Source organism: Nocardioides sp. NPDC047086, assembly GCF_040643685.1.
Taxonomy (GTDB): Bacteria; Actinomycetota; Actinomycetes; order Propionibacteriales; family Nocardioidaceae; genus Nocardioides.
In genome coordinates this window covers 1-22,388 of record NZ_JBEYUV010000050.1, presented here as the reverse complement: position 1 = coordinate 22,388, position 22,388 = coordinate 1, and the positions used below count along the sequence as shown (strand labels likewise).

Here is a 22,388-nt window from a genome sequence, read left to right as displayed (position 1 = left end):
GACCGAGGGAGCAGACCAGATGGCGCCTCGCGCCCGATTGGCGGTGGCCGCCGTTGCCGTGCTCGCCGGCGCCTCGATCGCGCTCGGCGCGATGCCTGAATCGGCTGGTCCTCTGGGCTCTCTGGGCTCGCTGGCCGGGAACGCCTTCGCGCGCGGCGACACCCAGGGTGTGGTGCCCTCGACGCCGACGGAGACCCCCGACTGGACGCCCTCCTCGGCCCAGCCCAACATCCTCATGATCACGGCGGACGACCTCGCCTACGAGGACCTCGAGTTCATGCCCCACACCCGCCATCTCCTGGCCGCGCAGGGCACCTCGCTGACCGAGGCGATCGCGCCCACGCCGATCTGCGTGCCGGCCCGCGCCTCGTTGCTGACCGGGCAGTACAGCCAGAACCACCACACCGTGACGATCAACGGTGAACGCGGTGGCTACCAGGCGATGAACCACACCGGCACGCTGCCCGAGGCGCTGCAGGAGGCCGGCTATGACACCCTCTTCGCCGGCAAGTACCTGAACGGCTACGGCCTCGACGGCACCGCCAAGGACGTGCCGCCCGGGTGGACCGACTGGCGCGCGACGACCGACATGTCGACCTACAACTTCATCCGGCCGCGGATCAACCACAACGGCAAGCTCACGACCTACAACCGCTACACGACCTACGTGATGCGGGACCAGGCCAACGAGATGATCTCGGCGCCCGAGCGTGCCGACAAGCCGTGGTACATGTGGCTCAACTACGTGGCGCCGCACCACGGCGGTCCCGATGAGCCGGACGACCCGGAGGGCACCAGCACCACCAGGCCCGCGGACGAGGACAAGCACTCCTTCGACGGTCTCGAGCTGCCGGACACTCCCTACATGTTCCGCACCCCGACCGATGCGCCGCGGATCTCGGCCTCCCGCAAGTACTTCGACGCGCAGGGCCGCGCCGAGCTGCGGATCGCGCACGAGCAGCGCGTCGAGGCGGTCCAGGCGCTCGACCGCGCGGTCGCCAGCCACGTGCTCCGGCTGCAGGAGACCGGCCAGCTCGACGACACCATCATCATCTTCACCTCGGACAACGGCTACACCACCGGCGGCCACAACATCAACGGCAAGCTGATGCACTACCGCGAGACGCAGCGGATCCCAGTGATCCTGCGCGGCCCGGGCATCCCGGTCGGGCGGAACCTGGCCACCGGGGTCGGCAACCCCGACATCGCCACCACGATCATGGCGGTCGCCGGTGCCGAGCCGGGGCGGACACAGGACGGCGTCAACATCATGCCGTGGCTCGACGCCCCCGCGCAGAACCGGGTGATCCCGCTCTCCGCCTGGCGGGTCAACGACGGTTCCAAGCAGATCTACTCGGGGATCCGCTTCGGTGACTGGACCTACGCCCGCTTCTCCGACGGCAGCGAAGAGCTCTACGACATGGCCGAGGACCCCTACCAGATCCGCTCGCTCGCGCTGCTCCCCGAGTACGCCGACGAGCTGGCCGAGCTGCGTGGGCTGAGCGAGAAGTACGCCCACTGTGCCGGTGACACGTGTCCGAAGGAGTTCTACCCGGCCGACTGATCGGCCGCGTCGGCCGCGCAGCGGAACCCCAGGTTGCCCGCGGTCGAGTCGGGCGGGCTGCTGGAGCGCGCCGAGAGCCGGTAGCGGTGGCAGTAGGAGTCGTGGCAGAGGTAGGAGCCGCCGCGCATGACCCGGGTCAGGCCCTCGGCCGGACCGCGCGGGTCCGAGGCGAGCCCGTCGACGAGCTCGGTGTAGTAGGTCGGCGAGAACCAGTCCGCACACCACTCCCAGACGTTGCCGATCATCTGGAACAGCCCGAAGCCGTTGGGTTCGTACGTCCGCACCGGCGCGGTCGTGACGAACCCGTCGGCGGCGGTGTTGGTGTCCGGGAAGGCTCCCTGCCAGACGTTGGCGTGGTGGGTGCCGTCCTGCTCCAGGTCGTCGCCCCACGGGAACCGGGAGCCGTCGAGACCGCCGCGGGCGGCGTACTCCCACTCGGCCTCGGTCGGCAGCCTGGTGCCGGCCCAGTCGCAGTAGGCCAGCGCGTCGTCGTGGGAGACGTGCACGACCGGGTGGTTGCCGCGGCGGCCGACGTTGGTGCCGGGGCCCTCCGGTGACCGCCAGGAGGCGGCGCGCACGCCGAGCCACCAGGGCGCCTCGGGGGAGCGGCCGAGGATGTCGCGTGGTGAGCCCTCGAAGGCCAGGTGGAAGACGGCCGAGAAGCCCTCTCGTTCGGCCGTGGTGACGTGGCCTGTCGCCTTCACGAACCGGGCGAACTCCTCGTTGGTGACCGAGGTCGCGTCCAGCCGGAAGCCGGGCAGGGCGACCGGGTGCACCGGGCCTTCGCCGTCGGCCTGGTAGCCCTCGCCGAACGAGTCCCCGGCGGCGTACGTCCCACCGGGGAGGTCGACGAGGGTGCGGCGACGCTTGCGGGGCAGGGCCGGCGGGCGCCGAGCCGGGTCGGGGCTGGGCCCGCGGGTCGCGCCGAAGGTGAGGTCGGAGGGCACCCTCCCAGCCTAATGACGAGCCCTCAGCGGGCGTACGTCGCCTTCAGGCTGCCTGCGCTCGCCACGACCTTCCCCTTCTTGCCGGTGACCATGAGGCCCGGCGTGCGGGCCTTGCCGTTGGCGTCGGCCTTGATCTTGACCGTGCAGGTCGGCTTCTTGCCGGCGCACTTGAAGTCACCCGTCGGTCGGTAGGTGACCGTCATCGTCTGGTTGTCGGGGAGCCCTTCGACGTACGCGGCCATGTAGGTGCACTTCGGCTTGCCCTTCGGGCACGAGCGCTCCACCGTGTGCCACTCCATCCGGGCCGCGGCCGCCTTGCCGCAGAGCTTGGCCGGTTCGCCGGCGCGGACCGTGCCCCAGGCGTACGTCACCTTGGTGGTCGCCTCCACGCAGGCCTCGGTGCCGCCCTTGGCGACCTGGAGGGTGTAGGTGAGCTCCGGGTCCTCGCCGGCGGTCGGCTGCGTGGCCCCGTCGTCGATGGAGGCGATGCCGGAGGTGACCGTCGGAGCGGTGACCTTCAGCGTGACCTCGCGGTAGCCCGCGGCCGCGGCGGCTGTCGGCGCCTCGGGGGTGCGGGCGTAGCACGTGTCCAGGTCGGTGATCGCGGCGACGTTCTTGGCGGCGAGGTCCTCGTCGGTGAGCCGCAGGTTGGTGACCGCGAGGACGCCGGCGATCGCCGGGCGGCCGACCTCGCGCAGGCAGCGAGGGTCGTCGAGCGTCCAGGCCTCCGCGACCTGCCTGCTCCAGCTGTTCGCACCGCCGTCGGCACAGCCGAGCAGCTCTCCGTACCACTGCGAGCCCAGCGCCGAGGGCCACTCGCCGGTGTAGCTGAAGCCGCTGCCCGCCCTGGCGACCACACCGGCCTCGGTGAGCCCCGCGCTGCCACTGTCCTTGGCGATGGCGTCCGCGGCGCAGCGGATCTGCTCGGGGTCGGCCCAGGCGGGGGTGTCCCCGGCGAGCGTGAGAGTGCGCGCCACCGCCTTCTCGTCACCGCGCAGCGGACCGATCTCGCCGCTGAAGTACGCCCACGCCGAGGTGCCGAGGAAGGCCACCGCCACGAGCACGCCCACGCTCACCAGCCAGCGCAGGGCCAGGCGTACGGGACGACCCCGGTCGCGCCGCCGACGCGGCAACGGCGGCAGCCCGAGCCGTCGTCGGCGCGCCTCCTCGGCCGCCGCGTTGGCGAGCTCGGTCGGTTTGGGGCTTTGTTGAGCGGTGCTTCCGGTGGGGTCGGACATCTCACTCCCTCGAAACTGTTCAGCGAGGATCGTAGAGGGTAGTCGTTTCGGATACCCCCTGCCACTCCCCTCGAGAGCTCCACAACCGAGCTATGACTGGAAATCTGATCATGTGACCGATCATTTAGTCATATGGATCTCAATGACCCCTTCGGCGGTGTCATCCCGGGCGCCAGAGGTGCTGTGCTGGCTGCCCTGCTTCGCACCGGCCAGGAGCTGACTGGGCGTCAGGTGCACGGTGTGGTCGGCACCTACAGTCTCGGGTCGGTTCAGGATGCTTTGAAAGCCTGGGAACGGCTCGGGATCCTCGAGTCGCGCACCGTCGGTCGAGCGTACGTCTATCGCGTCGAAGAGTCTCATGTCGCGGTCGAGCCGCTTCGGGCTCTGCTCGATCCGATCGCCGCGCTGACCGGGATCGTTTCTCGAGTCATCGGCAACAGCGTCGAGTCCGTGATTGTCTTCGGATCCGTCGCTCGAGGTGAGGCGAACGCCGACAGCGACATCGACCTCGCCGTGATCGCTTCTGAACCTTGGGATGGGCGCGCAGACCTGCGCGAGGCGATCAGAGTCGGAACAGGCAATGAATGCGACATCCTCGTCTTCACGTCCGCCTCGTTCTCTGAAGCTCTCGACCGAGGTGAGCCTGTCGTCCTCGATGTCGTCAAGGACGGTGTCGCTCTGATCGGTCACAAGCCCAGACATCGTCGGAAGAAGCCATCCTGATGGTCAGCGCAGAGCAGCGGACGGAGTCGAGCTCATCACCTCGGTGAAGGCCGAGACCATGGTGCGTCGAGCGCGCATGCTCGTCGACCTTGCGGTCTCGATCGTTCGGCTCGGGCGCTGACCGGGTAGAACGGCGCGACGAGTCGTCGCTCCACCCGTGGCAGGTTCATCGCGTCCCGTACAGCGTGGTCCGTTCGTCGACCGGGCGGCCGATGCCCGCGCCGATTTCTTCGAGCTCGGACACAGTTTTTGCCGAGCCGTGCTCGGAGCCGGCCATCCGGGAGATGGTCTCCTCCATCAGGGTGCCGCCGAGGTCGTTGGCGCCGGCCTGGAGCATCGCCCGGGTGCCGTCGACGCCGAGCTTGACCCAGCTGGTCTGGATGTTGTCGATGCGGCCGTGGAGCATGATCCGGGCGAGCGCGTGCACGGCGAGGTTGTCGCGCATGGTCGGGCCGGGGCGGGCCGCGCCGGCGAGGTAGATCGGTGCACTGGTGTGCACGAAGGGGAGCGGTACGAACTCGGTGAATCCGGCGTTGCCGTGCTCGCGGGCCTGGTCCTGGATGCCGGCGAGGACGCGGAGGTGACCGACCCAGTGCCTCGGGTTGTCGACGTGGCCGTACATCATCGTCGAGGTCGTCGGGATGCCGACGCGGTGAGCGGTGGAGACGATCTCGATCCAGGTCTTCGCGGGGAGCTTGCCCTTGGTCAGCACCCAGCGGACCTCGTCGTCGAGGATCTCCGCCGCCGTGCCCGGGAGCGAGCCCAGTCCGGCCTCGCGGACCTTGATCAGGAAGTCCTCGATGGAGAGGCCGGTGCGGGCGGTTCCGTTGACGATCTCCATGGGGCTGAACGCGTGCACGTGCATCTCCGGCACCCGCTGCCTCACGGCCTGGACGAGGTCGAAGTAGGCGGTCGAGGGGAGCTCGGGGTCGATCCCGCCCTGCATGCAGACCTCGGTAGCGCCCAGGTTCCACGCCTCCTCGGCGCGGTCGGCGACCTGGTCCAGGTCGAGGGAGTACGCATCCGCGTCGGTCCTGCGCTGGGCGAAGGCACAGAACCGGCAGCCGACGTAGCAGACGTTGGTGAAGTTGATGTTGCGGTTGACCACGTACGTCACGGTGTCGCCGTTGACCTCCTTGCGCAGGTCGTCGGCGAGCCTGGTGACCTGGCGCAGCAGGTCGCCCTCGGCGGTCATCAGGGTCAGGGCGTGCTCGTCGGAGAGGTTGCCGGGGTCGGACTCGGCCGCCCGGAGCGCCGCCATCCCTTCGCTGGTCGAGCCGCCGGAGCCGCTAGGCGGAGGCGTGTCGAGACCAACACGGTCCCCGTCCGCGCTCGATAGGACTGTGTTGGTCTCGACACCCGCTCGCTGGCGCTCGCGGGGCTCGACCAGCGACGTCGTCTTGGCCGCCTCCCGGACCGCGTCCCAGTCGCCGTAGACGGTCTCGAAGTCGTCGCGGCGGTCGTTGGTGCGGCCCTCGGTGTCGACGGAGGTGTGCAGGTCGACCCGGCCGGCGGCGGTGAAGCCACCGTCGGGCTCCTGCCACGGGCGGCCCTCGGGCCGGACGCCGTCACGGGCCAGGCCGTCCTCGTCGGCGAGGGCCTCGACGTGGGAGAGGACGCGCGGGTCGATCCACGACTGGCCGTCGCGCAGGGTGCCCTCGACGTACTCCGGGTGGACGGTCAGGCGCGGCCGGAGCTGGAAGCCGGCCTCGGCGGTGACCTGGCGCAGCGCGTCCAGCGAGGGCCAGGGACGCTCGGGGTTGACGTGGTCGGGGGTGAGCGGCGAGACGCCGCCCCAGTCGTCGATGCCGGCACCGAGCAGCGCGCGGCACTCGTCGAGGTCGACCAGGTTGGGCGGAGCCTGGACCCGGGCCTTCGGCCCGAGGACGATCCGGGTGACCGCGATCGTGGCCAGATATTCGTCCAGGCCCAGGTCGTCGACGTGGCGCATCGCGGTCGCCGGCTTGGCCCGGAAGTTCTGCACGATGATCTCCTGCAGCCCGGCGTACGCCTTGTGCACCTTCCGCAGCGCGAAGATCGTCTCCGCGCGCTCGGTGAGCGTCTCGCCGATGCCGACCAGCAGCCCGGAGGTGAACGGGATCGAGAGCCGTCCGGCGTCGTCGAGCACTCGCAGGCGCACCGCCGGGTCCTTGTCGGGGGAGCCGAAGTGGGCCTCGCCCTTGGTCTCGAAAAGCCTGCGCGACGTGGTCTCGAGCATCATCCCCATCGACGGGGAGACCGGCTTGAGCCGGTTCATCTCCTCCCACGACATCACCCCGGGGTTGAGGTGGGGGAGCAGCCCGGTCTCCTCGAGCACCCGGATCGCCATCGCCCGCACGTAGTCGAGGGTCGACTCGTAACCGCGGCTCTCCAGCCACTCGCGAGCCTCCGGCCACCGGTCCTCGGGCCGGTCGCCGAGGGTGAACAGCGCCTCCAGGCAGCCGAGCTTCGCGCCCTCGGCGGCGATCTCCAGGATCTCGTCGGGGCTCAGGTAGGGCTCGCGGCCCTCGCGCTCCGCCTGCGCCGGCGTCTCCACGAACGTGCAGTAGTGGCACCGGTCCCGGCACAGCTTCGTGACCGGGATGAAGACCTTGGGGGAGTACGTCACCGTCTCCGGTCGTCCGGCCGCGACCAGCCCGGCGTCGCGTACCTTCGCCGCGGCGGCGGTCAACCGTTTCAGGTCGTCGCCCCCGGCCGCGAGGAGAGCCGAAGCCTCCGCCACGTCCAGGGCTGCGCCTCGTTCGGCCCGGGCCAGGGCCCGGCGGATCTGCTGCGGTGTCGGCTGCTCGCTCATCACGAGCAGCCTAGTAGGCACCGCCCAGTTGTCGAACTAGTTGTCGAACTAGTTGTCGATCTGAGCGCTCGCGCCGGGGGCTGTGGCGACGAACTTGTCGGTCCAGTCCTGCGGGCCCGACCACTGGACGACGGCGCCCCGGCCGTCGCCGGCGGGAGTGCCTGGGTAGGTGCACTGAGCGCCCTTCGCCTCCGAGCACTTACCGCCGTTGCGGGTGAGCTTCACGTTGAACTTCTTGCCGGGCTGGAAGCCCTCGAAGTTGAGCTGCCAGGTGTTGCAGGCGATCTTTCGCTTCGTGTAGGTCGGGTCGGTGCACTTGTCGAGCTTGTCCCACACGAGCTTCTTCGGCTCGGCCTTGCCGCACGCGTCGGCGTCGGTGGCCTTCTCGGTGCCCCAGGCGAAGGTGACGGTGGTCTTGACCGCGATGCAGCCCTCGACGCCACCCTCGGTGACCGGGAGCTCGTAGGTGGAGCCCTTGAGCTCTTCGTAGCTGCTGTTGCCCTTCTTGGCGATCCCGATCACCGACTGCCCACCGGGAGCGGTGGGCTCCTGCACATCGAAGTCGACCTGCATGTAGGCGGCCTTGGGGGTCACCTTGGCGCCGAGCGCGTCGGCCTTGACGTAGCACGCGTCGAGGGCCTTGACGGCCTTCTCGCTGGCCGGGCCGGCGGCGCCGGTGTCGCCGTCCTTGAGGAGGTCCCCGACCGCCAGGAGACCGGCCATGGAGGTCTTGTCGACCTCCTTCTCCATGCAGCGGGTGTCGCCGACCTTCCAGTTGTCGCCGATCTCGGTCGCCCAGGACTCGGTGCAGTCGAGCATGCCCTGGGTGAACTTCATCGCGTCGTCGGCGGGCCAGTCGCCGGTGTAGGTCCAGTCGTCGCCCGCGTCCACGACCCCGTGGGAGCGCAGCTCGGCAGCGGGAACCTTCCCGACCAGGGTCTCGGCCGCGCAGGTCATCTGGTCCTCGGTGGCCCAACCCGGCTTGGGTACGCCACTGGCGATCGCCTCCGCCGCCTTGGCGTCGTCGCCGTGGAGACCGAAGATGCCGAAGCCCTGGGTGAAGATGCCGACGCCGAGGAGCAGGACCGCGGCGGCTCCGCCACCGACGATGGTGTAGAGCTTCTTCTTGTCGCCGCCCTTGCCCTGGCCGGCGTTGGAGTGGTGCGAGGGCAGCCACTCGGGCTGGCCGCCGCCGGCGCCGGTGCCGCCGGTCGCGGCCGCTGCGGCCGCGGCGTGGGGCAGACCCTTGCCGCTGTGCACGACCGTGGAGTCGGTCTCGTTGGCGAGCGGGGCGGGAGTCGGGCTGCCGTCGCCCGGACGCTTGACGATCGTCGGCTGGGCCTCCGCCTCGGGCACGGGCGTGCCGCCCCCGGAGGTGCTGCTGGAGGTGGTGTCGTAGCCGGCGCCGGGACGGGAGCCGAGGTCGGCTGCGGCCGCTCCGGCGACGCCGCCGATGATGCCGCCGCCCATCCCGGACTCCTCGAGCCGGTCGGCGGCCTTGTCGAGAGCCTTGGCGAGCTCGGAGGCGGTCCGAAAGCGGTTCTCCGGCTTCTTGGCCAGCGCCCGCTGGATGATCGGGTTGATCAGGTCGGCGCCCGGCGTCGAGGCGGGCAGCCGCGGCACCGGGCTGTTGATGTGGGCGCTCATCAGCTCGAAGTCGGTGCCGACGTAGGGCGCCTTGCCGGTCAGGCAGGCCCACAGCAGACAGCCCGCGGCGTAGATGTCGCCCGATGCGGTCGCCTGCTCACCCATGTGACGCTCGGGCGACATGTAGGGCAGCGAGCCCACCACGGAGCCGGCCCGGGTCACGTTGGAGTCGCCTTCGGTCGCGATGCCGAAGTCGGTGAGGTAGGGGACGAGCTCGCCCTCCTGGCGCTCCCACAGGAGCACGTTGGACGGCTTCACGTCGCGGTGGACCACGCCGGCGCGGTGGGCGTCGAAGAGCGCGTCGCTGACGTCACCGACCAGGCGCAGCGCCTGGACGGTCTCCAGTGGCCCCTGGGTCTTCAGCCAGCCGTGCAGGTCGCCGTCGGGGACGTACTCGGTGACGAGGTAGACGGTGCCCTCGACCTCGCCGTACTCGATGATCTGAACGATGTTGCGCGAGCGCAGCTTGGCCAGGATGTTGGCTTCCCGCTCGAAGCGGGTGATGAAGTCCTTGTCGACCGTGAGCGAGGGCAGCACCAGCTTGAGGGCCACCTTGCGTCGCAGCGCCGGGTCCTTCGCCTGGTAGACGACACCCATGCCACCTTGACCCAGGACCCGCTCGATCACGTAGCGACCGAACTGCTCGCCTTCCTGGGGGAACGCAACCATCTTTAGAACCTCGCCCTGATTTTTTTACCCGATTCCAGACCTCTGCCGAAACCCTAGCGTCCCCTCAACGATCGTCGTGCGGCAACGCCACGGGCGAGACCAATTGTTAAGACACCAGTTGGACCGACTAGTTCGGGAGGACGGCCTTGAGCCCGTCGACCTCGGCGGTGAACCGGTCCTTCCAGCCCTTGGGCGCGGTCCAGTTGGTCCAGGTGCCGCTCGGCTTGGTGACGAAGGCCTTGTCGGAGCAGGAGCCGGAGGCCGACCGGCAGTCTCCGCCGTTCAGCTTCAGCTTGATCGTGACGCTAGAGAGGAGCTCATAGCCCTCGTAGTGGAGAGTCCAGGAGCTGCACGGGGCGTACTTCGGCTGGGCGCACGACTTGTCCTTCGTCCACCACAGCCGGCGGTCCTTGGCCTTCCCGCAGGCCTCGCTCTCGCTGGTCTTGGTGGTGCCCCAGGGATAGCTGATCGAGGCCTGGAAGGTCGCGCATCCCTCCTGGCCGCCCTCGCGTACGGGGATGTTGATCTTTCCGCCGCTCACCGGGGCCCACTCCGAGGAGTCGGCGGACTTCGCCTGCACGACCACCTCGCTGCCCTCGACGGTGGGCGAGGTGACCGCGAAGTCGACGCCGAGCACGGCCGGGGTGGCCGTCGCGGCCGGCGCGGTGAGCTCGTCGCTGACGTAGCACTCGTCGAGCGCGGCGACCGCCTTCTCGGCCTGCCTCGTGACCCCGGCGTCCTCGACCTCCATGACCTGGGTGGTGATCAGGCCGGCCATCGCGGACTCGTCGACGTCGCCGAGGCAGTCGGTGTCGGTCAGTGCCCACTCCTTGCCGATCGCCTTGCTCCAGTCACCCGAGCAGGAGAGCAGGCCCTCGGCGTACGTCGTCGCCTGCGGCCCCCGCCACGCGCCGGTGTAGGTCACCGACTCGCCGGAGATCTGGATCAGGCCGGCCTTGCGCAGCGCATCGCTGCGCTCGTCCTCGACCAGCTGCTCGGCGGCGCACTTGGCGTCCCCGGCCGAGGCCCAGGACGGCTTCGGCGCGTCCGCGGCGATCGCGGTCACCGCCTTCTTGTCCTCGGCGCTCAGCGGGCCGAACCCGAGACGCCCGCTGAAGAACGCCCACGCCCCGGTGCCGAGCAGCGCGACGAGCACCACCGCACCGGCGGCACCCAGCCCGATCAGCAGTCCCTTGTTGCTCTTCTTGGGCTGCTGGTGGTGCGGCGGCAGCCCATAACCCGAGGCGTACGCGACCGGCGGCTGCCCCGGAGGCGCGCCGTAGCCGCTGGGCGGTGCCGCGGGCATCGCCATCGTGGGCGGCGGCGGGGGTGGTGTCCACGATGGCGGCTGAGCAGGCGGGGGTGACGACGGCGGGGCCGACGTCGGCGGGGCTGACGGCGGGGGAGGCGGCGGAGGCGGCGGAGTGGGGCTCGCGCTGGGGATCCGGGTCGCGTCCGGGTCGATGGGGTTCGCCGGCTCAGGCGGGGGAGGCGGCGTGGGCCGCGGCGTACCCGGTCTCGTCTTGTCCTGGTCGTCTGGACCCATGTCGCACGCCCCGCATGTCAGTGAAGTGGAGCGACCGGGCCGAGCGACCCGAGTCGTAGGCACATCGTAAAGACACTTCGCCGAATCCGCAGCCGGGCCTCAGTACTGGCGAGGATCGCGCGGCCGGGGCTCTCGCGGATAGCCCCGTGGGTCGGGACGGCCGCGGAGATCGGGACGGCCCGGAAGGTCGGGACGGCCACGAAGATCGGGACGGCTCTGGACGCCCCGAGGCGGCAGCGGCCGCCGAACCGGCGCCGGGTGCGGCGACGGAACTCTCGCTCGCCCGCGGGCGAGCCTGCTCGGCCACCAGATGACGTCGCCCAGGTCGAGGTTGATGGCGGTCACCAGGATGGAGCGGACGACGAGGGTGTCGAGGAGTACGCCGAGGGCGATCGCCAGGCCGATCTCGATGAAGCTCACGTGCGGCAGCGTGGTGAGCACCGCGAACGTCGCGGCCAGGACGATACCGGCGCTGGTGATGACGCCACCGGTCGCCGAGAGGGCGACCAGAGAGGCGCGCCGGGTGTCGCCGTGCGCGACGACCTCCTCGCGGACCCGGTGCATCAGGAAGATGTTGTAGTCGATGCCCAGCGCGACCAGGAACACGAAGACGAACAGCGGGAACTCGCGGCCCTGCCCGGCGAAGCCCATCGCGTCGAAGATGATCGCCGAGAGGCCGAGCGCGGCGCCGAAGCTGAGCACGACCGTGGCCATCAGCAGCAGCGGGGAGAGGACCGAGCGGAGCAGGATCATCAAGATGACCAGCACCAGCCCGAGCACCAGCGGCATCACGACCTTGGTGTCCCGGTCGGTCGCCGAGGCCATGTCGAGCTGGATCGCGGCGGTGCCCGTGGCGAGCGCGTCGGCGCCCTCGACGGAGTGGACCACGCCGCGTACGTCCTCGACGGTGTCGAACGACGCCTTCGACATCGGGTCGGTGGACAGCGGGACCGCGGTCAGCGCGACCTCGTGGGTGCCGTCGGTGACCGGGGTGACACCGTCGTAGCCGGCCTTCGTGAGCGCCCCGACGACGTCCTTCTCGGTGCCCGGGGCGGAGACGACCTGGATCGGGTTGGAGGGGTCGCCGAGGTCGTGCTCCTCGAGCACCCGGTCGCCGATCAGCGAGGGGAAGTCCTTGGTGTAGGTCTCGGAGCTGTCCAGGGTGGTGATGTTGAGCATCGAGAGCCCGCCGCAGCAGGCCAGCAGCACCGCGGCGGTGCCGATCCAGACCGCCCGCGGCCGCTTCCGGATCCAGCCGCCGAGCCGCGCCCAGATGCCGCCGTGCTTCTCGCCGCTGGTGCCGTACGCCGGTTTGACCGGCCAGAACACCCAGCGCCCCGTGATCACCAGCAGCGCCGGGAGCAGGGTGAGCATCACGACGAGGCCGGCGACGATACCGATCGCGCAGACCGGGCCGAGGCTGGCGGTCGACCCCATGGTGGCGACCATCAGGCCGAGCATGCCGACCGTGACGGTGCCGGCCGAGGCGATGATCGCGGGCGCGGACCCCCGCAGCGCCGCCGCCATCGCCTTGTGCCTGTCCTCGTGCCGGCCTAGCTCCTCGCGATATCTGGCGATGAGCAGCAGCGCGTAGTCGGTGCCGGCGCCGAAGACGAGCACGTCGAGGATGGCTCGGTTCATCTGGTTGAGGGTCAGGCCGGCGTACATCGCGCAGAGGTAGACCACCCCCATCGACACGACCAGGGCGACGAGGACCGAGACGAGAGGGAGGAACCAGAGCACCGGGCTGCGGTAGGTGATCAGCAGGATCACGATGACCACGCCCGCGGCCGCATAGAGCAGCGCGCCGCCGATCCCGGCGCCGGCCTCCATCTGGTCGGCCGTGGAGCCGCCCGCGCCGCCGATGTAGACGTCGACGCCCTCGAGCTCGGTCAGCTCGACCAGGTCGTCACGCAGGTCGAGCAGCGCGGTCGGGTCCTCGTCGGCGTAGTTGACCACGAGCGAGACCGTCGCGACCTCGCCGTCGGCGGAGACCAGGCCGCGCTTCTGGCCGTTCTTCTCGCCGGTCGGGTAGGCGATCGCGGGCATGACGGGCTGGTCGGGCTTGCTCTCCTGCGTGACCACCCCGTCCAGCGACGCGATCTCCGGGATCTGCAGCACGATCGCGGTGTAGTCGGACTTCGTCAGACCACCCTCGCGGTGGTAGACGATCGTCGTGGTCAGGTCGTCGGGGTCCTGCACCTTGGCGAGCTCGTCGATCGCCCGGGTCGACTCCGCGTTGGCGGGCAGCCAGTCGGAGTTGTCGTGGGACTCGACGTCGCCCAGCTTGCCGGTCAGCGGTCCCATCAGGACCAGCATCACCAGCCAGAAGCCGAGCACGACCCACTTGGTGACGGGCCCGGTGATGGCGCTGACGATCCGCTCAGACATGCGTCCATGCAACCAATGCCCGTGGGGGCAAGGTCACAGGGGGACGGCCGGGCCGGCCGTGGGTGTAAGCGAGTTCACAGCCGGCTGGGGATGTCAGGCCAGCCACTCCTTGACCTGGGCGATCGACGTGAGGCCGTCGGTGCCGAAGGCGGGGGTGACCTGGAGGCTGGTTACGCCGGCCTCCTGGAACGCCGCGATCCGCTCCTTCACGAACGACTCCGGCCCGACCAGGTTGCCGGCCTCGAGCCAGGCCTCGGGGACCTCGGCCTCGGCGTCGCGCTTGTGGCCGTCGAGGTAGAGGTCCTGGATCTTCTTGGCCGCGTCGCCGAAGCCGTACTTCACGGCCATGTCGTTGTAGAAGTTCTTGCCGCGGGCGCCCATGCCACCGACGTACAGGGCCAGCAGGCCGCGCATCGTGTCGCGGTGGCGCTTGGCCTCGTCGGGGTCGTCGGTGATCGCGAGGAGGCCGCCGGCGGAGATCTCCAGCGGCTTCAGGTCGGGGGAGCGCTTGGCCAGGCCCTTGTCGAGGGCCTCGCCCCAGACGTCGCGGGCCTTGTCGGGCAGGAACTGGAACGGCAGCCAGCCGTCGGCGACCTCGGCGGTCATGGCGACGTTGTTGTCACCGAGCGCGGCCACCCACAGCGGGGTGTCGGCGCGCTCGGGCCGGTTGAGCAGCTTGAGCGGCTTGCCGAGGCCGGTGCCCTGGTCGGCGGGGAGCGGGATCTTGTAGAGCCCGTCGCTCTGCAGGCGCTCGCCGCGCAGCCCGGAGCGCAGCAGCGCGATGATCTCGCGGGTGCGCGTCAGCGGCTTGTCGTACGCCACCCCGTGGAAGCCCTCGATGACCTGGGGCCCGCTCGCGCCCAGGCCCAGGATCGCGCGCCCGCCGGAGACGTTGTCGAGGCCGGCCGCGGTCTGGAGCAGCGCTCCTGGCGTACGGCTGTAGATGTTGAGGATGCCCGCACCGAGCTCGACGGTCTCGGTCTTCGCGGCCAGGTAGCCGAGCAGTGAGACCGCGTCGAAGCCGTACGGCTCGGCGACCCAGAGCTGGTCGAGTCCGGCCTTCTCCAGGCCGACGACCTGGTCTGCGGTCTCGCGGGGGTTGCCGAAGTAGGTCAAGGGCATCGCAAGCTTCATGCCGAGGAGGCTACCGTGACCGTGTGACGGAGATCAGGTTCGGATACAAGGCGTCCAACGAGCAGTTCGCACCCACGGAGCTGCTGAACTACGGCGTGATGGCGGAGGAGCAGGGTTTCGACTCGGTCTTCATCTCCGACCATCTCCAGCCCTGGCGGCACGACGGCGGACACGCGCCGTTCGCCATGACCTGGCTGGGCGCCCTCGGCGCGCGCACGGAGCGGATCGTGATGGGCACCTCCGTGCTCACCCCGACGTTCCGCTACCACCCGGCGATCGTGGCGCAGTCCTTCGCGACCCTCGGCTCGCTCTTCCCCGACCGCGTCGTGCTCGGGATGGGCACCGGTGAGGCGATGAACGAGGCGCCTCTGGGTGTCGAGTGGCCGGAGGGCAAGGTGCGCTTCGCCCGGTTCCGCGAGGCCGTGCGGGTGATCAAGAAGCTCTGGACGGAGGACCGGGTCACCTTCGAGGGCGACTACTACCAGCTCGACCGGGCGACCATCTACGACAAGCCGGCCACGCCGGTCCCGATCTACCTGGCAGGTTCGGGTCCCGCTGCGACCAAGTACGCCGGCCGTGCCGGTGACGGCTACATCACCACTTCCGGCAAGGGTGCCGAGCTCTACACCGACACGCTCCTGCCCGCCGTACGGACCGGGATCGAGCTCTCCGGCCGCAAGCCGGAGGACGTCGACATGATGATCGAGGTCAAGGTCTCCTTCGACCACGATCTCGAGCAGGCGATGGAGGCCACCCGATTCTGGGGCGCTCTCGGTCTGACCCCCGAGCAGAAGCACTCCGTCGAGGACCCGGTGGAGATGCAGCGTCTTGCCGATGCGCTCCCGACCGAGGCGACCGCCAAGCGGTTCATCGTCTCGACCGACCCCGACGAGCACGTCTCCCGGATCAAGGAGTACCTCGACATGGGCTTCACCCATCTGGTCTTCCACGCCCCGGGGCCGGACCAGGCGAAGTTCCTGAAGCTGTACGGCGAGGAGATCCTGCCGAAGCTCCGCGGTCTCATCTGAGACCCGAGTCCGAGAACGGACCAGGGCCCCGGCCGGGCGAGGCACTTCACTCGCACAGCGGCCGGGGCCCTGGGAGGACCGCCCCACATACGTGGTACGTCGTGCGGATGAGTTGCGTTGCACCGGTTTGACATTGCTTGCAAAATTCGTGTCGGGAGTGTCGGTCAGGGCCTACGCTCACCAGACATGAGCGTGATGGGCGATCCGTTCGTGGATGCCGCCGAGAGGCACCGGCGCGAGCTGAGGGTGCACTGCTACCGGATGGTGGCGAGCTTCGACGAGGCCGAGGACCTGGTCCAGGAGACCCTGGTCAAGGCCTGGGAGCGGCGCGACCAGCTGAGCGACCCCGAGGCGATGCGGGCATGGCTCTACCGGATCGCGACCAACACCTGCCTCGACTTCCTGCGCCGCAACGAACGGCGGCCGAGGACGTACGCCCCGCTGCCGGGGTTCGACCACGGCACCGGTGAGCCCCCGGAGCTGCTGGAGTGGCTCCAGCCGTTCCCGGACGCACTGCTCGAGCCGGAGCGTCCGGAGGAGGAGGCGGTCGCGCGGGAGACGATCGAGCTGGTCTTCCTCACCGCGATCCAGCACCTGACCCCGCAGCAGCGGGCGGTGTTCGTCTTCCGCGAGGTGCTCGGCTGGTCGGCCGCCGACACCGCGGCGGCGCTCTCGGTCAGTGTCGCCACCGTCAACTCGCTGCTCCAGCGGGCCAAGCCGGCGCTGCGCCGGCATCTGCCCGAGGACCGGTCCACCTGGCGCACCGAGGGGCCGACGGAGGAGGAGCGGAAGGTCATCGACGCCTACATCGCCGCCGGGGCGAGCAACTGGCGCGAGGGCATCGCCGACCTGTTGACCAGCGACGCCGTACTGACCATGCCGCCGAACCCGTTCTGGTTCACCACCCGCGAGGCGCTGCTGGGGTTCGTCGGGCCGAACCTGGATCCGTCCTCGCCGACCTACCTCGGCGAATGGCGGTTCATCCCGGCGAGCGCCAACCGGATGCCGGCGGTGGCGGGCTACGTACGCCGGCCGGGGACGACGATCTACCGCCCGCAGGTGCTCGACGTGCTCCGGGTCGTCGACGGCAGGGTCGCCCAGATCACGACCTTCGAGCCTCATCTCTTCCCCGCCTTCGGTCTCCCGCAGGCGCTGACCTGAGCTTCGACAAAAAAGTTCGGGCGCACCCGATGAGTGGTTGAGGTGGCGTGCGTCCTAACGGTCAGATCACGCACACCGGGTGCGTGAGGACAGGTCAGGAGACATCGTGAACGCACAGCTTCAGGACCGCACCGCCATCGTCTGGGGCGGCGCGGGCGACATCGGCTCGACGACCGCGAAGACCTTCGCCGAGGCTGGCGCCAGGGTCTACCTCGCCGGCCGCACCGAGGCCACGCTCGCGGCCAGGGCCGAGGAGGTCGGCGCAGCCGGCCACGGGGTGGTCGACGTCCTCGACGAGGACGCCGTGGCCGCCTTCGTGGAGCGGGTCGTGGCCGAGGCCGGCTCGCTCGACATCTCGTTCAACGTCGCCGACCGCGGCGACATCCAGGGGCAGACGCTCCTGGAGATCTCGGCGGCCGACTACACCCAGCCGGTCGTACGCGGCATCACCGGCTCGTTCAACACCGCCCGCGCGGCGGCGCGGCAGATGGTCGCCCAGGGTCGCGGTGTCGTGCTCGCGCTCGACTCCGGCTCCGCGCGTGGCTCGGCACCCGGCATGGGCGGGACCAGTGCCGCCGACGGTGCGCTCGACGCGCTGGTCCGTGATCTCGCCGCGGAGGTCGGTTCCTCCGGCGTACGCGTCGTGGGGATCTGGACCGCCGGGATCACCGAGACCTTCACCCCCGAGAAGTTCGAGCGGGTCATCGGGACGCCCCTTCCTGAGGAGGCCCTCGCCGGGATCAAGGAGAACCTCGACGGCATGCGGATGACCAAGCGTTCGCCGCGGCTGAAGGAGATCGCCGAGACCGCGACCTTCCTCGCCTCCGACGGCGCCGGGGCGATCACCGGGACCTGGCTCAACGTGACCAGCGGGATGTACCCGAGCTGAGCCGGGTTATGGTTCCCGGCATGTCCTGGACTAGGGGTGAGCCGCTCACCGACGTACATCGGGAGCGGCTCATCGCCGCCGGGCTCGCGCCGGAGGTGCTCGCCGGGGTCGAGCTGAGCGAGATCACCGGACCTTTGCCGAAGTGGTGGCACGAGGGCGGCAACGCGCTGTACCTGCGTGACGGCTTCCCGCTCGACCAGCGGCTGATCGAGCTGCTCGGGTTCTACCCGTTCTCCGACGCGCTGATCGTGGTCGCGACCGACATCACCTCGATGCAGGCGCTGCTGGTCGGCGGCGACTCACCGACGATCTTCATCGGCCCGGACACGAGCATGGTCTGGGGCGAGATCTACTGTGGCAGCGGCTCTGCGGTGATCCTCTCCGGCGGTCTCGTCGCGACCTCGCGTGCGCAGATCGATGCCCGCAACGGCGGCTCGATCGTGGCTGCCCGCGACCAGCTCTGGGCGGCCAACGTCTACGTCGCCACCGACGACATGCACCGGCTCGAGGATGGTGAGACGGGGCAGCGGATCAATCCGTACGGAGCCAACATCCGCTTCGGCGAGCACGTCTGGCTCGGCCGCGACGCGATCGTCACCGGCCACGCCGAGATCGGTGACGGTGCCGTCGTCGGCATGCGCGCGATGGTCCGCAACCAGAAGGTCGAGCCGCGTACGGCCGTCGCCGGTGTCCCCGCCCGGCTGATCCGTGAGAACGTCGTCTGGGACGGCGAGGACACCCCCTGACGACGGCCTGAGGGTGCCGAACCGGCTGTGTTTGATCAAAAGATGGCCCGCCGCTCGTAACGTCCCATTCACATTGTGCCCGCCGCGGCGTCGCTGCCGGCACGCACGCTTGGCGCCATGGCATCGGCCCACCGCCCCCTTGTGATCGGCCATCGCGGAGCGCCCGGCTATCTGCCGGAGCACTCCCTGGAGTCCTACCGTCTGGCGCTGCGCCAAGGCGTGGACGCGCTCGAGACCGACGTGGTGACGACGAGCGACGGGGTGATGGTGCTCCGACACGAGAACGAGCTCTCCCGCACCACGGATGTCGCCTCGCACCCGGAGTTCGCGGAGCGGCGTACGACCAAGGTGATCAGCGGCAAGAAGTGGACCGGCTGGTTCACCGAGGACTTCACCTTCCCCGAGCTGCTCAGTCTCGGCGCGCCGACGACCAGCCAGCCGATCATCACTCTCGACACGCTGCTGCTACTCGTCGCCGACGAATCGCAGCGTCGCGGGCGCCGGGTCGGCCTGCATGTGGAGGTAAAGCACCCGACCTACTTCGCCTCCATCGGCCTGCCCGTCACCGAGACCCTCCTGCAGACGCTGGCCGACCACGGCGTCGACGCCTGGAACAGCCTCCCGGGCCTGCCCGCGCAGCGGCTGTGGCTGCAGAGCTTCGACGAGGCGTGGGTGCGAGAGATGAGCACCCGCACCGATCTTCCGCTGGTGCAGCTGGTCGACAAGAAGTGGGGTGCGGTCGACTGCGCGGAGATCGCGACGTACGCCCAGGCCATCGGCCCCAAGAAGTCGATGGTCCGCAAGAAGGGGCAGCCGCCGACGGGCTTGGCCGACGAGGCCCACCGGCAGGGTCTGCTGGTCTTCGTCTGGACCCTGAAAGCAGGCCGCGACCAGGCAGATCGCCTCTTCGCGGCCGGGGTCGACGGGGTCTTCGCCGACTACCCGAACCGGCCGATCGCGGCTCTGGCCGACGTCGCCCAGGCACAGACGGCCTGAGGCTGGCGCCCCCGCGTAAGGTCTGGGGCATGGCGCCCCTCATTGCGGACCGTGCGGTCCTGATCGCAGCTCGGGAGGTCCTGATCAGGGATCCCCGCGCGACCATGGCCGCGGTCGCCGAGCAGGCCGGGATGGGGGTGGCAGGGCTCTACCGCCGCTACGCCAACAAGCAGGCGCTGCTGCGAGCGGTCGCGGCTGACAACTACCGCCGCTACATCGCCTTCGCGGAGGCGGCTCTGAGCGACACCGACGACCCCTGGCTCGCGTTCACCGGCTTCCTGCGCCAGGTGCTCGACGACGGCCTCCCGCGGCTCACCCTCGCCCTACGCGATGAGATCACCTTCGACCAGGGCCTGCGTGACCTGGACAAACTCGCGGTCCACACCACCAACCGGCTCCTCCGCGCGGCCCGCGGCAGCGGCATCCTCCGCCCCGACGTCACCCGCACCGACATCGTCGTGATCCTCGAGCAGATCGCTCGCATCGACATCGGAGACGACGTACGCAGCACCGCCCTGCGCCGTCGATACCTAGCCCTGGTCTGCGACGGTCTGCGCGCCGAGGCAGCCAGCCACCGCCTTCCCGGTCCGCCTCCGCACGAGGGCGATCTCACCGGCGGTTGGGCGGGGGAGATCTCCAGCGTCTCCTAGGGTGGTTTGGGTTTGCCGGGGGTCGGTTCGCGGGGTTGGGGTCTCTCGTTGGGCTGGTGGCCGCCGACCCGTTATGGAGGGTGTTCTCGACGGTTCCCGGAGTCAAGGCGATGTATCGAGCTTGTCGAGATGACGGCCTGCCGCCGGTCGCCTTCGGCGATCCTGGACACCGGGCTCCGCCGAGAATTTTGGCTGGTTATCGGGTCGGCGGCGGGGTTTGGTGCGGAGTTCCTTGGGCTGGGTACGGGCTTGGGAATCCAGGGTCGGTGGTTCCCTGGGGGTGCCGTATATGCGGTGCTTTTACAGGACGATGACACCTTGTGAACGGTTCACAAGCACAGTCGTGGGTTTGAGCGTCGATGACCTTGGTGCGGTGGAAGGTGCCGCCTCAGCCGGCTGCTGGCCATGCTGGTCAGACGTCCGCCCGCGCGCGGGCGGGCTGAGCGGGCGGGCTGAGCAGACGGGCTGAGCAGACGGTTGGTGCGATACGCCGTGCCCCAGTGGCACCGCCAGGTCCAGCACGAGCTCGATCAGCCCTGTCCACCGGATGACGACAGGGCCGCGGCCACTGGGCGGGAGTGGGTGCAAGCAGGACGGTGTGCCAGGACACCGATCAGCGACCAGTGCGCCGGTGGGCTCGCGGGGTTACCGACACGGCGACGCGAAGTGGCTGCGGTCGGCCGGTCCGAGCGTGCCTGGTCAGCCTGGTCAGCCGGCTCGGGCACCCCGAGTGAACCGGATCCGCCCATCCGGGAGCCGCTCATGCCCGTAATTGGGGTCGTGGATCCGACGATGATCACTGGGACACAGCAATACCATGTTCGCCAGGTTGGTGCGGCCGCCTTCGGACCACGGTTTGAGGTGGTGGGCTTCGGTCCAGGCGGCGGGTGCGTCGCAGTCCTCGGCCTGGCAGCCCTTGTCGCGCAGCCGGAGGGCGCGGTGTTGGATCGGGTGCGCCAGGCGGGCGGTGCGGCCGAGGTCGAGGATCTCGGAGTCGGTGCCGAGGACGACTGGGACGAGGTCGGCGTTGCAGGCCATCTTGCGGGCCTCGGCGGCGGTGATCTGCTCCCCGTCGAATCCGAGCGCGGCGGTGCCGAGGTCCTTGCGGAGATCGTCCACGCTCATCGTGATGAACACCGTGGTCGCATGCCCACCATGCCGGGGCAACAGATCCACGTCGTAGGTCTCGATGACCCGCGCGAAGGCCTGCCCCAGCAGCCGGTCATAGGGGGCCTTGCGGCCCCGGTTCTCCACGGTCAGCTTCCGCGGCTGGGCGAGGGAGTCCAAGATGGTGCGCAACCGCATCCCGACCGCACGGGAGACCCTTGCGTGAACGTCGATGGTGCCATCGCCGTTGTCGCGGGAGGAGAAGAAGGTGCGTCGTGCGGCCCGTTCTTCCTCCCTCTGCAGCGCCTTGGCTTCGGCCTGCTCGAACCGTTCGGGGTCGATCTTGGCCAGGATCCGGCGTCCGGCGATCTTGAGCTGGTTCGCGGTCAGCTCGGTGGCGTGGTCGACCAGCAGCTTTTCGGCGTGGGCCAGATCGTCGGTGCTGACGGCGGGGTCGGTGGCGATCCGGTCGAGGACTTGGGTGATCACCTGGGCCTTGTCCTGGGACAGCGCCCCTTCGGCGAGGCCGGCGGCGACGAGGTCGTACTTGGCCACGACGGTGGCGAGTTTGAGCTGGGAGCGGGCCACACCCCTGTCGACCAGGAGCTCGGTCCGCATCCATCCCGAGGCGTCCTTGGCGCCGGTCTCCTCGGCGATGTCACCCGCCGTGGCGAGGACCCGCAGATTGAGCGCGGCCTGCATGGCCTGGAGTTTCTCCAAGCGTTCCAGCAGGTCTTTCTTCTGCTCGGTGCGCCAGTAGACGGGGTCGCTGGAGAGGAGTTCCTGGAGGGCGGTCTCGATGACCTCGAGGGCAGCGTCAATCGCGTCACCGGGATTGGTGCCCCAGTGGTCGATGTCGCGGCCGAGACTCATCAGATGCCTCTCTCAGAGGTGTGTCGTGATGGCTCTGATTCTACGCCTCGACTGCCCTTCTGGCTACCTATTTTCCCTGGTCAACCACTGTTTGCGCGGTGAGCGAACGACCTCGTCTTTGTGGATGGTAAGTGGCCCGGAGGGCCACCTCTCACCCCCAGCAACACCACCTGTCCCGAGTCAAGATTCTGCTGCGCCACACCCGGGCCGCCGCCCCGATAGCCAGCCAAGTTTTTCTCGACGGGCGCCGGTGTCCAGGACCGCGAAGCGGCCGGCGAAGCCGGC

At 69.7% G+C, this 22,388-nt stretch carries 16 protein-coding genes; 8 read left to right on the top strand and 8 right to left on the bottom strand.

Going from position 1 to position 22,388, the window contains the following annotated elements; translation table 11 throughout:
• The first annotated feature begins 19 nt into the window (after nt 1-19).
• Nucleotides 20-1,564, top strand: a complete 1,545-nt coding sequence (locus ABZ796_RS25175) for a sulfatase-like hydrolase/transferase (RefSeq protein ID WP_357340703.1) — start codon at nt 20-22, stop codon at nt 1,562-1,564.
• Here the strand turns inward: ABZ796_RS25175 and ABZ796_RS25170 are convergent.
• Both ABZ796_RS25170 and ABZ796_RS25165 read right to left on the bottom strand, forming a co-directional pair.
• Nucleotides 1,549-2,511 (bottom strand): formylglycine-generating enzyme family protein, encoded by a 963-nt coding sequence (locus ABZ796_RS25170; protein ID WP_357340702.1) that lies wholly within the window; start codon nt 2,509-2,511, stop codon nt 1,549-1,551. The two genes, ABZ796_RS25175 and ABZ796_RS25170, sit on opposite strands and share 16 nt — an antisense overlap.
• Nucleotides 2,512-2,534: 23 nt before the next feature.
• Complete coding sequence (locus ABZ796_RS25165) at nt 2,535-3,749, bottom strand: hypothetical protein (protein WP_357340700.1); 1,215 nt, start codon at nt 3,747-3,749, stop codon at nt 2,535-2,537.
• 132 nt (nt 3,750-3,881) lie between these two features.
• Between ABZ796_RS25165 and ABZ796_RS25160 the strand changes: the two genes are divergently transcribed.
• Nucleotides 3,882-4,472, top strand: coding sequence for a nucleotidyltransferase domain-containing protein (locus ABZ796_RS25160; protein ID WP_357340699.1), 591 nt, complete (start codon nt 3,882-3,884; stop codon nt 4,470-4,472).
• A gap of 166 nt (nt 4,473-4,638) precedes the next feature.
• Here the strand turns inward: ABZ796_RS25160 and ABZ796_RS25155 are convergent, their stop codons facing one another.
• The 5 genes from ABZ796_RS25155 to ABZ796_RS25135 form a co-directional block, all read right to left on the bottom strand.
• Nucleotides 4,639-7,266: a bifunctional FO biosynthesis protein CofGH gene (locus ABZ796_RS25155; RefSeq protein WP_357340697.1), complete on the bottom strand. Its 2,628-nt coding sequence runs from the start codon at nt 7,264-7,266 to the stop codon at nt 4,639-4,641.
• A gap of 48 nt (nt 7,267-7,314) precedes the next feature.
• Complete coding sequence (locus ABZ796_RS25150) at nt 7,315-9,582, bottom strand: serine/threonine-protein kinase (RefSeq protein ID WP_357340696.1); 2,268 nt, start codon at nt 9,580-9,582, stop codon at nt 7,315-7,317.
• A gap of 127 nt (nt 9,583-9,709) precedes the next feature.
• Nucleotides 9,710-10,888, bottom strand: coding sequence for a hypothetical protein (locus ABZ796_RS25145; protein ID WP_357340694.1), 1,179 nt, complete (start codon nt 10,886-10,888; stop codon nt 9,710-9,712).
• Between the two features lie 339 nt (nt 10,889-11,227).
• Nucleotides 11,228-13,519: an MMPL family transporter gene (locus ABZ796_RS25140; RefSeq protein ID WP_357340692.1), complete on the bottom strand. Its 2,292-nt coding sequence runs from the start codon at nt 13,517-13,519 to the stop codon at nt 11,228-11,230.
• Between the two features lie 93 nt (nt 13,520-13,612).
• Nucleotides 13,613-14,653, bottom strand: coding sequence for an LLM class F420-dependent oxidoreductase (locus ABZ796_RS25135; RefSeq protein ID WP_357340690.1), 1,041 nt, complete (start codon nt 14,651-14,653; stop codon nt 13,613-13,615).
• A 23-nt stretch (nt 14,654-14,676) separates the two neighbouring features.
• On the opposite strand from ABZ796_RS25135, the gene fgd reads away from it, so the two are divergent.
• The 6 genes from fgd (at nt 14,677) to ABZ796_RS25105 (ending at nt 20,123) form a co-directional block, all read left to right on the top strand.
• Nucleotides 14,677-15,681: a glucose-6-phosphate dehydrogenase (coenzyme-F420) gene (fgd, locus tag ABZ796_RS25130; RefSeq protein ID WP_357340689.1), complete on the top strand. Its 1,005-nt coding sequence runs from the start codon at nt 14,677-14,679 to the stop codon at nt 15,679-15,681.
• A gap of 186 nt (nt 15,682-15,867) precedes the next feature.
• The gene (locus tag ABZ796_RS25125) at nt 15,868-16,842 is read left to right on the top strand and encodes an RNA polymerase subunit sigma-70 (protein WP_357340687.1); all 975 of its coding nucleotides are present in this window, start codon (nt 15,868-15,870) and stop codon (nt 16,840-16,842) included.
• 106 nt (nt 16,843-16,948) lie between these two features.
• Entirely contained in the window at nt 16,949-17,731 is a 783-nt protein-coding gene (locus ABZ796_RS25120) for an SDR family oxidoreductase (protein WP_357340685.1), read from the top strand.
• A gap of 20 nt (nt 17,732-17,751) precedes the next feature.
• Nucleotides 17,752-18,477, top strand: a complete 726-nt coding sequence (locus ABZ796_RS25115; RefSeq protein ID WP_357340684.1) for a hypothetical protein — start codon at nt 17,752-17,754, stop codon at nt 18,475-18,477.
• Between the two features lie 117 nt (nt 18,478-18,594).
• Complete coding sequence (locus ABZ796_RS25110; protein ID WP_357340682.1) at nt 18,595-19,473, top strand: glycerophosphodiester phosphodiesterase family protein; 879 nt, start codon at nt 18,595-18,597, stop codon at nt 19,471-19,473.
• A gap of 29 nt (nt 19,474-19,502) precedes the next feature.
• Entirely contained in the window at nt 19,503-20,123 is a 621-nt protein-coding gene (locus ABZ796_RS25105) for a helix-turn-helix domain-containing protein (RefSeq protein ID WP_357340681.1), read from the top strand.
• A gap of 708 nt (nt 20,124-20,831) precedes the next feature.
• Here the strand turns inward: ABZ796_RS25105 and ABZ796_RS25100 are convergent.
• A complete protein-coding gene (locus ABZ796_RS25100; protein WP_357340680.1) occupies nt 20,832-22,103 on the bottom strand; it encodes a DUF222 domain-containing protein in 1,272 nt (423 codons plus the stop codon).
• Between the last annotated feature and the right edge of the window lie 285 nt (nt 22,104-22,388).